Genomic DNA, 15,787 nt, shown 5'->3' with positions numbered 1-15,787 from the left:
TTTCAATATACTTTGTTCGGTTCGGGAAGTAGGTGATCAATTCCCTCATTATCAACTGGAAGGTTTGTCATTTCAAAAACCAATGTGCCTCCTTCCATTATTTCGTCATAGGTAATAAACCAACGGTCCAGTCGCTTTTCATTTAGATAAACCGCTTTTACATATTTATTCTGGTCGTTTAGGTTCTGACCTTTTATAGTAAAACTCCTGCCCTTGGGAAGCGTTATTGTGGCCTCTTCGAACATAGGCGCACCAAGGTCCAAAATACCTTGAGCCGGATTTACCGGATAGATTCCCAATGCACTTAGAATAAACCATGATGACATTTGGCCACAGTCTTCGTTTCCACAATGTCCATTGGGTTCGTTCCGATATTGTTCTTCCCTGATTTTTTTGACAAGTTCTTGGGTTTTTGAAGGCTGCCCTACATAATTATATAAATAGGCCACATGATGGCTAGGTTCGTTTCCATGGGCATATTGCCCTATCATGCCTGTGCTGAAAATTGGAAGTTTGTCTCCTTCAACAGGTTTTAAGCTAAACATTGAATCCAGCTTTTGAGTAAACCTTTCAGGACCCCCGGTGGCTTCTATGAGTCCAGGGATATCTTGTTGAACGGACCAATAATATTGCCATGCATTGCTCTCGCAGAAATACGGGGTGTATTCTTTAGGAATAAAGGGATAGATGAATCCATCCTGGGAGTTTTTGGGCTGTAACCAAGTGTTTTTGGTATTGTAAAGGTTCTTCCAATTCTTGGACCGATTCAAAAAATATTCAAAGTCCTCTTGTTTGCCCAAATCTTTGGCAAACATGGCGATGCACCAATCGTCATAGGCATACTCCAAAGTCTTGGAAACAGACCAATTCTCGTGGTGTTCATCCACTGAAATGTATCCTTTTTCCATGTACTCACCAATATTGCGCTCATTGACCATGGCACTTTGTTTGCATGCTTTGTACGCCAGTTCGGCATCAAATTCAAATCCTTTGAAATAGGCATCAACAATGACCGGAACTGCATGGTACCCGATCATCATGTTGGTTTCACTGCCTTGCATGGACCATACGGGAAGAATGCCAGTTTCCAAATAATGCGCCAACAACGATTTCACCATATCAGAAACTCTTTCCGGCTGAACAATGGTATACAAGGGATGTGCTGCACGGTAGGTATCCCAAAGGGAAAAAGTATCGTATCGATTAAATCCCCTGGCCATTGCAATCGTATCATTGGGATTTTTGAACAATCCATTCACATCATTTGCCATTTTGTACGCTCCGTTAACATCACTGTACAAGGTAGGAGCCAACATAGATTGGTACAACATTGAATAAAAAACAGCCTTTTGGTCCTTATTTTTTGTTGATATTATTATTTTTTGAAGCTCATTTTCCCATAGCTTTTCGGTTCTTTCGCGAATAGTGTCAAAACTACCTTTTGCTTCAACAGCTATAGCTTTAGCGGCTCCCTCAACATTGGCGGAGGACAATCCTGTCTTCAGGGTTATCTGTTCTCCTTCATGGGTTTCAAAATCCAAGACAATCTTGGAATCGGCATTCCCATTTTCAGTTAAACTAAAATCTTGGAACGGTTTGGAAAACTGCATTTCAAAAAACAGTCGTTGGTTCCTTGCCCAACCTGTGGAAAAACGATGACCTCTAATTACCGAATCATTGACCACTTCAATATGGGTGTCCGTAGGCTTATCCCAGTTCAACGAATACCCTAAATCTACATGTATCTTGGAATCCTCAGCCTTTGGAAAAGTATATCGATGGACCCCAACTCTTGGAGTAGCAGTCATCTCGGCCTTAATTCCGAAATCAACCAAATCTACCCAATAATACCCTGGTGAAGCTCCCTCACGATTATGATCAAAATGAGAAAAGGGTTTATGGTTATTTGCTTCTATTCGTTCTGAAAAACGATTATTAACAGGCATGACCAAAATATCATACAGGTCTCCTGCTCCGGTACCTGTCAAATGCGTATGAGAAAAACCGGTTATAATTGAATCCTTATAATAGTATCCTGCAATCCTATCCCATCCGGGAATTCCAATATCCGGACTCAGCTGCACCATTCCAAAGGGTGATGTGGCACCTGGATAGGTATTGCCAGGACCGTCTGTTCCGATAAACGGATTTACATAACTGGATAGGGTTTCTGCAGCACTATTCTTATCGGCTCCATCTTTACAAGACAAAACCAAGGACAACATTCCTATTAGAACTACATATCTTATCATTATCCAGGTATCATTCCATCATTACAGATAGTGTTATATACTATTTTCAATAGTGAATTTTACTATTTCAGAAAGTCGTCCATAGGCAACAGCCGTAACGGTATCGGCGGCACCATAATACACGGCCACTCTGTCCTCTTCTTCTGAATGTAAGGCTGCGCACGGAAAGACAACATTGGGCACATCTCCCACACATTCATATTGTGTCTGTGGAGACAACAAGTAGGGCTGTGTCCGATACTTTACCTGATCGGGATTATCTCTATCGAGAATTGCCGCTCCCATAGAATATCTGAACCCATTGCAGGTATTTATCACTCCATGATAAAACATCAACCAGCCTTCATTGACCAATATAGGCACTGGTCCTGCCCCAATTTTGGCACATTGCCATGCACTGAGCTCAAATGGAGTTGTTTTCATTACACATCGGTGTTCTCCCCAATACTTCATGTCTGGGCTATAGCTAATGTATATGTCGCCAAATTGAGTATGTCCATTATCGCTAGGCCGACTCAACATGGCATATTTTCCATCTATTTTTTGTGGGAACAGTACGCCGTTTCTATTAAATGGCAAAAAGGCATTCTCACATTGAAAAAACTCCTTAAAGTCAAAAGTATATCCTATTCCTATGGTTGGGCCATGATATCCATTGCACCAACTAATCCAATACCTGTCCTCAATAAAGGTTACCCTTGGATCGTACTTATAATCCGATTGGATCATTTGGGTGTTCCCTTCTTTGAATTTGATAGGGTCATGTTCTATTTCCCAATCCAGGCCGTTTTTACTGAATCCCGCAAAAATATTCATCTGTACGGCTTTGTTGTCGCACCTAAAGACTCCTGCAAAACCATCCTGAAAAGGTACAACAGCACTGTTGAAGATACTATTGGAAGAGGGTATGGCATCACGCTCAATAATGGGATTGTCGGTGTGCCTCCAAAGAATATCTTTACAGTCTTTTGGTCTTTCTTGCCAGGGAATATGAATGCTTGCCATTATTGTTTTTGCTCTATTAAATTCTTACTACTAGTTTGGTATTTTCTTGACTTTGTCCAACCAGGTATACTTTAGGATAATGGACGTGACAATGAAAACAATCAAGGTGAAAATGGTTTTTGGGTAATCGCGTATCAACAAATAGATAGGCAATAGAATCATACTTGATTGCCATATTATACCCATGGCACAATTCATCATGTCAAACCAGAAATTATCATTCTTCTCAAAAGAACTATCCTCTGTTTTGATGTCATCATACACCGGTTTCCACCAGCCCCAGGGTTTTACATTCTTATAGAATGATTTCAGCACTTTCATATCGGTGGGTTGGGTAAAATAAGTCCCTAAAATCGATCCCAATAGCGAAAAGCCAAAAATCAATGGAAATAGATAGATCACGTGCATGTTTGAAACTTCATAGAGCACAGTGTCTTGTGTAAATCCGGTTTTATTCTGATCCAGTACAAATTGAAAGGTAGCCACCAGTAAACCGGCCAGCATTCCCCAAAAGTATCCCCAACCATTAAAGCGCCACCAAACCCATTTTAAAAAGTTGGCAGCAACATAACCACCGTATAAGGCACTTGTTATCCAAAGTGTTAGCGAGTTAATGGATTCAGCAAAAAACCCCATAAAAACTCCAAGTCCGACCACTACAAAAGAGGCTAAATGGCTTGCTTTGATATAGTGCTTGTTGGAAGCCTCAGGCTTAAAATATTTTTTATATATATCGTTGACAATATATGCCGGGCCCGAGTTTACAAAAGCTGAAAAGGTAGACATAAAAGCTGCCAAAAGTCCAGCCAATAAAAGTCCTTTTACACCAATTGGAATATGATGATTGATAACTTTTGGAAGTATAATTTCCAAATCGTCTCCCACCAAGCTAGGGTTTGCACTCATTTCTGGGGCTAGAACCACCAAAGCAATGACCACAATTCCCGCAATGAGTAAATATCTGGGGATATACAGTACCAAATTGGTAAATCCGCTCATATAGGCTGACTCTTTAACGGTTCTGGTAGAAAGTATCCGTTGGAAGTCAAAACTTGGAACCGGTCCGGCGATACTCGCAAAAAAACCTTTGAAAAGTGACATTCCAATAAATGCACCAAACATTTTGTAACCTTCCGTATCTATCAAATCATTAAACGCCTGAAATTTTGAGCTCCAATGTGGCCCAAGTTCAGTGGCAAAGAATATATTTTTCCATTCTTCAGATATTATGGAGTTTATTTCGATATCACTGATGGTAAAAAAGGCGTATCCTGCAACAAGAATTCCTGCCACAACCATAATTATATATTGCAAAACCTCTGTGGCCACCACAGAGAACATTCCCCCTTTAATAGTATAAAGGGTGGTCAGGAAAATAATGATCAGCGCATAGGATTGTTCAGAAGTAAGAAGTAAAACATCTCCAAATTCCAAAGGGATGTTCCAAGGTAGAATAATGGCCATGAACTTGCCTACTCCTTCAAAAAAGTATGCTATAAAACCAATAGTGGATATAATGGCAAAAACCGCGATAATAAGGTGGGAAGCCCTTCCGGCTTTTCCATCCCCAAAACGAGTCAATATCCATTCGGACCCGGTCATGATATTGGACCTTCGAATCCAGACGGCCAAGAACATCATCACAAAAATCTGGTTCCATACGGGCCAAAGCCACATAAACATAAAGCTTTTGGCTCCGTAAAGGAAAAGAATGCCGACCATCCAAGCTGTTCCGGAAACATCGAACATACCTGACCCATTGCTTAGACCCAGGTAGTACCATTTGATGTTGTTGCCTCCTAAAAAGTACGATTCAAGTCCTTGGGAGGCCCTTTTGGAAACCCAAATTCCGACAAAGAGTGTCAGCAAAACATAGGCTACGATGATTGAAACATCTACTATTTCCATAAATTATTTGGCCGCTATTATGTCCTTATTGTGGATCCGAACCCATTTCAAACTCCAAAGTACCTCCATTCATAAGCTCTTTGTGGGTGATATAAGTTCGGTCCAGTTGTTTTCCATTTAGTTTAACTGATTGTATGTATTTGTTGATTGATGATGTGTTTGGAGCCGTTATCACAAACGACTTGTCCGCGTCTAGTGAAATGGTGGTTTTTTCGAAAATGGGGCTGCCAAATTCATATTGCCCAGAAGCCGGATTCATTGGATAAAGTCCAATGGAACTAAAAACATACCACGCGGACATCTGCCCACAATCTTCGTTACCACTCAATCCATCAGGTTGAACACTGTATTGAGTGTCCAAAATCTCTCGAACCCAATATTGTGTCTTCCCAGGCATATCGGCCTTGTTGAACATGTAGGCTATGTGATGACTCGGTTCATTTCCATGGGCATATTGACCAATTAATCCAGATATATCCGCAGAGGTGTTCTCCCCGGTTATTTCGGAGCTTTCAGTAAAAAGCTGCTCTAGTTTTTGGGCAAAAGGCTCATTTCCACCATGTAGGTTTATAAAATCCTGAACATCATGCAACACAAACCAACTATGTTGCCATGCGTTTCCTTCCGTGTAATCGGTATGTTCCCTGTGATTGGAGTACTTGGGATCAAAAGGGGTCCGCCAATTGTCTCCATCAGAAGATTTTCCCCTCATAAATCCAGTGTTTTTGTCGAACAAGTACTGGTATGCCTTGGAACGCTCAAGGAAATAGTTGTAATCTTCGTCTTTTCCCAGAGCTTTTGCCATTTGGGCAATACACCAGTCATTGTAGGCAAATTCCAGACTTATAGTGACGGACTCATCCAGTTTATCAAAAGGGATATAACCGAATTCTTTATAGGGGGCCAAGCCACGCTCATCCCTCATCATGGTTTCTTTGGCCGCTTCGTACGCCTTTTCCGCATCATAATCGCTGAGTCCTTTTAAATACGAATCCACCAAAACTGAAACACCGTGATTCCCAGTCATGGTATTGGTCTCATTACCATAGAGGGTCCAAACTGGCAATCTTCCCTGTTCATCATAATAGGCCAGCATTGAAAGGACAACATCGTTGGAAACCTCCGGTTGTAAAATATTAAGTAATGGGTTCTCTGCACGGAAAGTATCCCATAGGGATAAGGTTGAATACACATGCCCTTTTGAAATCCTGGCTATACTATCGTTTTGAAGTCTGAACTCACCATTGACATCACTAAACAATGACGGAGCCACATGGGTGTGGTACAGTGCGGTGTAAAAAATAGTTTTTAGTGAATCTACAGGGGTTTCCACTTTAATTTTGGATAGCACCGATTCCCATTTTTTCTCAGTTTTGGTACGAGTTTCCTCAAATGTACCCTTGCCCTTTGCATTCAGGTTTTCCTTGGCATTTTCAATGCTTACTGATGATACGGCTATTTTTAATTCAACAACAGAAGTATTGGGGTCTATAAAAAACTGCGCACCAGTCTTTACTCCAGAAATGTCATTGGATTCAGTAGCTTCTTTGGAGTCTGCAACAAATCTTTTTATGGAAAGTGGCTCAGAGGATTCTATCGCAAAAAACAATTTTTGATTTTTGGCCCATCCTGTGCTATGGCGGTATCCGACCACTAATTTCTCATTTTCCAAGGTGATATGACTTTCCAAAGGTTTGTCCCAATTGACAGCATATCCCAAATCCATAATAAAAGAAGGTTCAACTCCTGTTGGATAGGTATATTTATGAAGAGCTACATATTCATTGGCAGTAAGCTCAACCTTGATATTTGAATCTTTTAATAAGACACTGTAGTATCCCGGGGATGCCACCTCATCATCATGGGTAAATTGTGAAACGTATGGTAGACTGTCCCTGGATTTACCAAAAAGTTCCAAATCTACAGCTTTGGCGGTGGGCATTAAAAGAAGGTCAGCTAGGTCGCCAATCCCCGTTCCGCTCAAATGCAACTGGGCAAATCCGGTAATCAGGGAATCTGTAATATGATATCCTGAACACCAATCCCATCCTCCCCGGCCATTATCTGGACTAGGTTGCACCATCCCAAAAGGTGCCACGGCACCAGGAAAAGTATGCCCGTGCCCTCCGGTTCCAATAAAAGGATCCACATAGGACAGGACTCTCTCGGCAGTATCTTTGGGTTGTTCCTTCTTACATGAAAAACACAAAACCAACAATGTCAAAGCCATTGTGGTCATTAATTTTTCTTTTAGGTAATTCGTGTTTTTCATTTGGAACATGTTGGTTATTATCTTTTAATCAAAATGAAATGCCAAACAACTTGATTTACTTCCATTTAAAAATTTGCAATAGGTCGTCGTTGTTGGCAACAGCCAAGATTGGTTTGTTGTTATGCTTCATCTTTACAATTTTCTTGGCATCTCCCGGCGCAAAGAAACCGCTACTGGAATGGTGTTGCATGGTAAAACCTCCACGGCCATCACCAAGTAATAATGCCCCAATTCCAGCATCATTCCTGGGTGTCTCTATTTCGGAAACATATAGGTTTCCTACGCAGAGTGCATCTAAAAAGCCATCTCCATTGATGTCATCTACCAATACATCATTTATATTTGATAATTGTGCCATTGTTGGAAGTTCTGTTAGCTTGAACCCTCCGTCGCCCAAATTTTCAATGTAAACAGAAGCAAAAGTGTCAGTTTGGAAATGCAGTGCTTTTTTTAGGTTTGAGGCCCCATAGACCTCGTCAATTTCCATATCCGCAAAGATGTCGTACTTCTTTATCTGCTTCTTCAGCCCTGGAATCTGTTCGGAAGAACAGGAGAATCCACGTAGTGGATAATGTTTTTCATCATTGTAATAGCCTAAAACTATATCTCTGCGCCCATTGTTGTCAAAATCTTCATAGTAGATATCAAAAGGAGCTTCGGTAGATGTTTTGTACTTGTAATTCAACCCAAGGTTACCTGCAATCATATCCTCGTCCCCATCGCCGTCAAAGTCTCCTTTTTCCAAACTGAACCACCATCCGCGGGTTCGTTGTAAACTTGGTACTGAAACTTGTGCCAAGACACCGCCTTCATTGGAGAAAATGGTTATCGGCATCCATTCACCCGACACAACCAAATCTAGATCATTATCTTGATCATAATCCAACCAAACTGCATCAGTAACCATACCCAAATCTTTCAGTCCGGGTGCGTTTTGCTCGTTTGAATTGACCAACTGTCCATTTGTATTTACATATAATGTGCTGGTAGTTGGTGATGGGTAATCATGGGGATTATGTCTTCCTCCCACAAATACGTCCAAATCTCCATCAGCATCATAATCTGCTGCAACTACTTTGGACCCGCTCACTCTATCAACATCAACTATAGCTCCTTTCTTGAAGTTTCCATTTCCGTCGTTTAGATACAAGCGATCAACGTAGTGCAAATCGTACATCGAATACTTGTTGCCTCCACTGACCACATATAAATCCTGACTACCATCGCCATCTACATCTAAAAAGAGCGCATCCACATCCTCATACGGGGCTTCATTTGTCCAGAGTCCTCCGTTGCTTTGGATATATTCCCCGCTTGGTTGTTGTACAAAAAGAGCTGCGGATTTTCCTGTAGCACCTCCTATAAAAACATCATCCAGACCATCGTTGTTTACATCGCCAATAGAAAGGGCGGGGCCCATCTGCGAAAGCTTATGAGGGAGCAATACTTGAATATCATAATCGTCAAATATGTTCTCCTCGTGTTTGTATTTCAAACCAAAATCATGGGTTACATCGACCAATAGTTTTTTCTTGTCTTCCGAAATCTTTGCATTGCCATTTGATTCCTCATAATTCACCTCCAATAATTGGTTGGCCTTAACATTTGTAATGGTAGATTTCTTTTGATTTGGCCAAACAATAACCAGACTGTCCGCCTCTGCATGTGACCCCAATCCAAAATGGACATAAGGTTCGCTGGTAGAATAGATTCCCCGCACGTTGGTGGCCTCTATCATCTGCACTTGCCCTCCTGTATAAAGTTTTGCTCTTGTTCCGTGGATTGGTTCTCCTCCTTTACTTTTCAGAGAAATCCTTAGGTAATTGCTGGAACTTATTTCTTCGGAGTTGTTCCGATATATAAATGCTTCAGCATTGATGTTGTTCACCACAAGGTCCAAATCCCCATCGTTGTCCAAATCTCCATAAGCGGAGCCATTGGAAAAGGATTTTTGCTCAAGTCCCCATTCTTCCATTACCTTTTTGAAATTGAGGTCTCCGTTATTTTTGAACACGTAGTTTTGAAGGGGTTGAGAAGGCAATAGTTTTACAACCTCCTTTAAATCGATTATATCAAAAATATTGTTCAACCCTCCCCCATCTGGGTGTTTCTTAAGCCAGTCGAACCGGGTTTGATTTAGGTAAGCAGCAACGGCTTTGTCCGCATCTGTATTCCTAATATCCCGCAACAGTCCATTGGTGACATAAACGTCTTTAAGACCGTCATTGTCAAAATCCGCAATTAAATTGGACCAGCTCCAATCTGTGGCCGCCATTCCCGTGAACTGGGCTATATCACTAAAGGTGTTATTTCCATTGTTCAATTGCAGTGCATTATACATATACTGATAATGCCCGCCTTGATTATACACATCCCAAAAGGATTGCCGGTCCATTCCACTCATATTGGACTTCAAACGGAAATTGTCCTCGGCTACCATATCCAACACAAAAATGTCCAGCAATTCATCATTGTTGATATCTGCAACATCTACTCCCATACTATAATAGGACATGTGGGGAAGTGCTTCATTTGCTATGTTGGTAAAGGTTCCGTCCTGATTGTTTATGAACAGAAAATCTGGGGCATAGAAGTCATTGGCCACATAAATATCTGGCCAGCCATCATTATTGATATCACTGGCGGATGCGGCATTTGGAAAGCCAGTTTTTTTTAGGCCAGATTTCTCGGTCACGTCCACAAAACCAGTGCCTTTGTTCTTGAAGAGTTTTAGGTGGTATTCAGGTTTTAAAAGTTCTGTACCCATATAAGCGGACAAACTTCCAGGATTTGGAGGCTGGGTAAGTAAAAAAAGGTCCAAAAGACCGTCCTTGTCATAGTCCAAGAAGGTAGCATGACGGGTTCTTTGATCATCGGCTACACCCCATTTTTCAGCTTGTTCAGAAAAGGAGCCATCGCCATTGTTTATGTACAGTAAGTTGGTGCGCCATTCAGGTTTTTCATCGTACAACTCCCTACTCACATAAATATCTAAATGTCCATCATTGTTTACGTCGGCCAAAGTTACTCCTGTGGACCATCCTCCGTCGTCCAAAATACCAGCTTTTTTGGTGATGTCCTCAAATTCAAGTCCTCCTTTATTCAGGTAAAGACGGTCAGGCACCAAATTGCCTGCGAAGAAAATATCTTGTAATCCATCATTATTGAAATCCCCAATGCCTACCCCAGCCCCACCATAAAAATTGGCATATTTTAAAATACTGTGCTGTGGTGCCTCAAATATTTTGTTGGAAAAATCGATTCCCGTATGTGCTGAAGTCAGAAGCGTGAACCTAGTTTTTGGGTCAGGTGTATTACTATTGGTGAAATTGGAAAAAAGGCCAATTACCAAAACTGAAATAATATAGTGCAGCCGTAATCTATTGCTTTTCATGAAACTCCTAGTTAGTATGAAACTTAATAAGAAAAGTAAAGGAGAGTTGCCTCTCCCTTACTACTACTTGAATAAACTAAACTAACTCAAAATATTAATTATTTATGAGAGCCTTTTTTGATAAAAATTATTCAACATCCCACCATACCCGCGTAGTAAATTCATCGGGACCTTGTCTGCTTACAGCAGCATTATAATTTTCGGTGTTGTTTACTTTTTCACCTTCACTATATGTTAGCCTTCTTGGGATTGTACCGTTGGTTACGTTTCCAGGATAGTCTACGGGTACCAATGCTGGGAAACCAGTTCTTCTCCAGTTTGAGAAAGCCTCATATTCATTAAGGAAAGTCGCAATCCAATATTGAGTTGCAATCTGCTCAATGGCGTTAACTGCGTCATATGGATTTGCTGTTAAATAGTCATCTATATCACCAGAATCAATGATGGCCGCATCACCATAAATGGCAAGCATTTCCATTGCCGCTCTAACCCCATTGTTATAATGTGTTTCAGCGTCTCCGGCCAATCCCCATCTTACATTGGCCTCTGCCAACATAAACTCAACCTCAGCATAAGTTTGGAAGAACATGGGTGCATCCTCTCCGGTTATGATATCTCTATTTGGATCAGCAAAAGCATCTGTGGTTGTTTCTCCAGTGGCTCCTTCCAAAGTATCGCTATCCAAACCGTTGGGCAATCCTCTTAAATCTGCTGGATTTGTACTTCCATCACTTCTTCTTTGAGCCAACACAGAAATTCTGGGGTCTCCTTGAAGTGCATTGATGAAAGTTTCACTCATAATCATATTGTTATCAACCGTAAAGACCTGTCCATTACCATTTCTATTGATACCTTCTGGGCCCAATGTGTGCTCTATATAAGCAATGTCATCATTGGATTGCATTACACCGCCAGAAATTGCGGCGGATGCCCATTGTTGAGCTCCTGCCGGATCTACTTTAATCAATCTCAATGCCAATCTCAACATAAGGGAATTTCCAAAACGTTGCCATTTTTCCTGATCGCCCTGAAACATGATATCCGCGTCACCAAACTCTGAGGTTCCTGTACCCAATTGTCCAACTGCTTCCTGAAGCTCATTGAGCATGTCTGGATATATTACACTCTGTTCATCGTACACAGGCTTCAAAATATTTTCGGATACGGCCTTACCTGCTTCAAAATAGGGTAAATCGCCATACATATCCGTCAATCTACTAAAAATGAACACCCTCATGATTCGTGCAATGCCCTTCATTTCATCAGGACTTTCTTCAGCATCTAATTGTTCTTGAAGATTGATAAGGTTCTTCAATGCGTCCCCATAATATCTTTCCATCAAGGAAGAGGCGTATCCTGCATTCCTAGTGTATTTATCTCCTGTCCAGTATCCTGCCAAGGAAGCAAAGTGCTGCATCATTGTGGAACTGTATATCAGGTTAGCTCTCCAGTTTTCATAACGGTCGCCTGAAGTGAACAACTGAACCGCTGTTAATTTTGAAGATGCCGACACCTGGGATGGCCTCGTAGGGTCAACGTTCATGTCTTCAAAGCCATTATCGCACGATGCAATTACAGCTAAAACGAGAATTATATAGAATATTCTTTTCATCTTACAATTTTTTAAAACTTAACATTTAAATTAAATCCGTATGTCCTTGTTGGTGGTACACCAAAGTACTCCAGACCTTGAGAGTTACCTGCATTATAAGCAGCTTCCGGATCTATGTTATCCACACTTCGCATGAGGTAGAATAGGTTCTGCGCCGTAAATTGTACATTTACACTTTGTAGGAAAGTATTCTCCAAGAACCTGCTTGGTAACGAATAGCCCAAAGCCAGCTGTCTGAACTTGATATAGTCCGCATCCTCAACAAAAGGCTCTGCAAAATCGTTGATTCTACCATAGTATGTCTGCAAATCTTCTGGAGCTACTGTAGTTGTAAATTCACTACCTGTTGCACCGTCAATACCTGTTACAGTAAGACCATTTTCTCTTCCTTCCAATGTTGCCTTATGTAGACCATTTCCGTAAGCAATGGCATTTGTGCCTGAATAAATCTGACCTCCAAACTTACCATCAATCAAGAAGTTAAGTGACCAATCTTTATAGGTAAAAGTATTTGTCCAACCTAAGGTCAATGGAGGAATTCCTTCACCAAGAATCTCACGATCCGCAGCTTCACGAGCAATTGGTACTCCATCACTGTCAATGTCATAAATTATCCTTCCTTGTGCATCTCTGTCAAAAGAACGACCTTTTATGGTTCCAAAGGGCTCTCCTACAATTTGTTTTATCTCAACACTAAAGGTTCTAGGTTGTCCCACCTGGATTTCACTTTCGTCCTCATTAGTTGAGATAACCTCACTAACGTTATAAGAACCATTGAAACTTGTGTTCCAAGTAAAGTTCTCAGTAACGATAGGTCTACCGCCAATCAAAAACTCAATACCCTTATTCTCTATCACCCCAAGGTTAGCTTCAGCAGTTGGGAAACCAGAAGTAAAGGAAGATGCCACTCCAACGATAAGTCTTGAAGATTCGTTGGTATAGTAGGACAAATCCAATGTAAGTCTGTTATCCAACATCCTGGCATCCAAACCAATTTCTGTCTCCTTTTTACTGAACGGAACCAGATTAGCATTAGGTAATGAACTGTTAGAAATTCTACCTAATGGTTGACCTTGATGACCTTGTCCAAATATTTGATAGGTTAAGGCCAGCTGATACGCTTCATCAGCACCACCGGCAACCTCTGAATAACCACCTCTTATTTTTAAGAAATCAAAAACATCAGGTAAATCAAGTGCGTCTGACAATACAACACTTGCATTGACCGAAGGATAGAATTCATTGTTTGAAGTTTCTTTTCCTGGGAATGACAAAGTAGAGAACCAGTCATTTCTTCCTGTAACGGTCAAGAATGCCCAACTGTCATACGAAAATTCTGCCGATCCGTATACAGAACCAATGGCTCTTTCAGAAAAAGTCCTGCTTCTACTTTGGTTGGTTAGGTTTCCAATATCTTCTAGACCAGCTACGATAAAGTCACTACCTCCAAGAACCAGTTCTTCAGATTCTATTTTGTTTCGGTTAGCACCTACAAAAGCACTAATTCCAATTTTTTCAGTAACATTTTTGTCAACACCAATCATGATATCAGAGTCAACCTGAGTGTACCTTCGCTCCCTATCATTCATAGATCCCAAAGGACGGAATCCTGTTCCGTAAGGCTCTACTTCCACACCTCTTCTAGTGTACTGGTCAATACCTGCCCTTCCAAATAGGTAGAGCCAATCGGTAATATCATAACGTAAGGAAGCCGAACCTATGAAACGATTTCTCGTATCTTCATTTCTAAAGAAATTTGCTGCAAAATATGGGTTCTGAGAAAAAACATTATCCGTAAATAGGTTTTCAGAGCCATCCTCATTTATTCCTGGCGCCAAATCTTCTACATTAATGTTAGCAGGCAAAAGAGCTACCGAGAAGTTAGCATTACCCGGCGAATCGGACAATCTAGGCCTACCAAATGTTTTTTCCACAGAATATTTGGCATTTACATTTAGTGTAAGTTTTTCTGCCAAGGTGGATCCTAGATTCAAAGCAAAAATCTTTCTGTTCAGATTAGATCCGGGTACAATATCCGTATTGGAAATATCTGTGGCAGAAAATCTATAGTTTGTTTTTTCGTTAGCATCAGTAATGGCCACTGTATTAAAAAAGGTACTACCTGTTCTGTAGAATTTTTTACCGTTATCTCCTCTATTGGTATAAGGCCTTGAAGTACCATCCCATTGAACCACATTACCTCCGTTCAATCTTGCCCCCCAAGAACTGTAACCATCTTCCAATGCTTCTTCCTGGCTACTTGGTGCTTCACCAAATCTACCTTGACCATATTCCTTCTGGAAGTCCTGAATAGAAGTGTCAAACTGATCAATTGTTACCGTACTGTTGAATTCGATTCCAAATCCTTTTGCTTCAGCACCAGATTTTGTGGTAATCAAAATAACCCCGTTGGCAGCCCTTGATCCGTACAGTGCAGAAGCGGCACCACCTTTAAGAACACTCACGGATTCCACGTCATTGGAGTTAAGTGAGGCAATACCATCACCTCCATCGGCTCCACCCCATTCTCCTGCAGAACCGTTGTTGTCATTTCCGATTGGAATACCATCCACTACATAGAGCGGTTGGTTATTTCCAAAAGAACTTGGACCACGAATTACAATTCTACTTGAACCTGCGGCACCGGTAGCATTCTGTGTAATGTTAACACCCGCAATCTTACCTTGAAGGCTATTGATTGCGTTAACCTGCTTAATTTCCGAGATTTCTTCCCCGGCTACTTCAGTAATGGAGTAACCCAAGGCTCGGGTTTCCTTTTTAATACCGAGGGCAGTTACTACAACTTCACCCAACATTTCTGTGTCTTCCTGCATTACTACATTTATTGTAGTCCTACCATTAACTGCAATTGATTGAGTTGCATAGCCAATGGATGAAAAACGCAGTGTAGCGTTGCTTGGAACATCAATGGTGTAGTTTCCATCAAAATCCGCAGAGGTCCCGTTGGTCGTCCCTTCTTCAACAACTGTAATTGCTGGAATAGGCGCACCAGTATCTGCATCCGTAATAACACCAGATACGGTTATCTGCGCTTCAATCCCCTGTAAGGCCAAAAGACATACAAGGAACATTAAAACTTTTTTAATTTCTTTCATAAGTCAAGCGTTAGATTGTTGTTTAGTTAGTTAATTCTAATTTTAAGCTGACACTAAAATTACTTTATGATTATGTTAACGAAACTTTTTTCGACCAATGACAATTGGGAAGAGCTAAATAACAAGGGAAAAAGAAAGCTTTGATGCATCCTTCTTCTATTAAATTTTAACCTATTGGAATTGAGCCCTGTAGAGCACTATTACACCTAAAAAAAGGACCAGAAGCAC

Annotated in this window: 7 protein-coding genes; all 7 read right to left on the bottom strand. The window is 41.0% G+C overall.

The genetic code is table 11. From position 1 onward, the window contains the following. Window positions 1-2: 2 nt before the first annotated feature. The gene (locus DX873_RS01415) at window positions 3-2,252 is read right to left on the bottom strand and encodes a GH92 family glycosyl hydrolase (RefSeq protein WP_116182749.1); all 2,250 of its coding nucleotides are present in this window, start codon (window positions 2,250-2,252) and stop codon (window positions 3-5) included. A gap of 33 nt (window positions 2,253-2,285) precedes the next feature. Next, window positions 2,286-3,257 (bottom strand): glycoside hydrolase family 130 protein, encoded by a 972-nt coding sequence (locus tag DX873_RS01410; RefSeq protein ID WP_116182748.1) that lies wholly within the window; start codon window positions 3,255-3,257, stop codon window positions 2,286-2,288. A 30-nt stretch (window positions 3,258-3,287) separates the two neighbouring features. After that, entirely contained in the window at window positions 3,288-5,165 is a 1,878-nt protein-coding gene (locus DX873_RS01405; protein WP_116182747.1) for a sodium:solute symporter family protein, read from the bottom strand. A 25-nt stretch (window positions 5,166-5,190) separates the two neighbouring features. Beyond that, window positions 5,191-7,437, bottom strand: a complete 2,247-nt coding sequence (locus DX873_RS01400; RefSeq protein ID WP_417935320.1) for a GH92 family glycosyl hydrolase — start codon at window positions 7,435-7,437, stop codon at window positions 5,191-5,193. 55 nt (window positions 7,438-7,492) lie between these two features. Next, on the bottom strand, window positions 7,493-10,831 hold the full coding sequence (locus tag DX873_RS01395) for a VCBS repeat-containing protein (protein ID WP_116182746.1): 3,339 nt from the start codon (window positions 10,829-10,831) through the stop codon (window positions 7,493-7,495). A gap of 127 nt (window positions 10,832-10,958) precedes the next feature. Further along, window positions 10,959-12,443 (bottom strand): SusD/RagB family nutrient-binding outer membrane lipoprotein, encoded by a 1,485-nt coding sequence (locus DX873_RS01390; protein ID WP_116182745.1) that lies wholly within the window; start codon window positions 12,441-12,443, stop codon window positions 10,959-10,961. An 11-nt stretch (window positions 12,444-12,454) separates the two neighbouring features. After that, window positions 12,455-15,559: a SusC/RagA family TonB-linked outer membrane protein gene (locus DX873_RS01385; protein ID WP_116182744.1), complete on the bottom strand. Its 3,105-nt coding sequence runs from the start codon at window positions 15,557-15,559 to the stop codon at window positions 12,455-12,457. Between the last annotated feature and the right edge of the window lie 228 nt (window positions 15,560-15,787).

It is taken from the genome of Flagellimonas nanhaiensis (assembly GCF_003382275.1).
GTDB classification, from domain to species: domain Bacteria; phylum Bacteroidota; class Bacteroidia; order Flavobacteriales; family Flavobacteriaceae; genus Flagellimonas; species Flagellimonas nanhaiensis.
Note: the sequence above shows the minus strand (reverse complement) of the source record. Positions and strands in the feature narration are given on the sequence as shown.

Bases quoted from the DNA above. Each gene is read 5' to 3' on its own strand.
- DX873_RS01415 (WP_116182749.1), bottom strand. From the start codon at position 2,252: ATGATAAGATATGTAGTTCTAATAGGAATGTTGTCCTTGGTTTTGTCT.
- DX873_RS01410 (WP_116182748.1), bottom strand. From the start codon at position 3,257: ATGGCAAGCATTCATATTCCCTGGCAAGAAAGACCAAAAGACTGTAAA.
- DX873_RS01405 (WP_116182747.1), bottom strand. From the start codon at position 5,165: ATGGAAATAGTAGATGTTTCAATCATCGTAGCCTATGTTTTGCTGACA.
- DX873_RS01400 (WP_417935320.1), bottom strand. From the start codon at position 7,437: ATGAAAAACACGAATTACCTAAAAGAAAAATTAATGACCACAATGGCT.
- DX873_RS01395 (WP_116182746.1), bottom strand. From the start codon at position 10,831: ATGAAAAGCAATAGATTACGGCTGCACTATATTATTTCAGTTTTGGTA.
- DX873_RS01390 (WP_116182745.1), bottom strand. From the start codon at position 12,443: ATGAAAAGAATATTCTATATAATTCTCGTTTTAGCTGTAATTGCATCG.
- DX873_RS01385 (WP_116182744.1), bottom strand. From the start codon at position 15,559: ATGAAAGAAATTAAAAAAGTTTTAATGTTCCTTGTATGTCTTTTGGCC.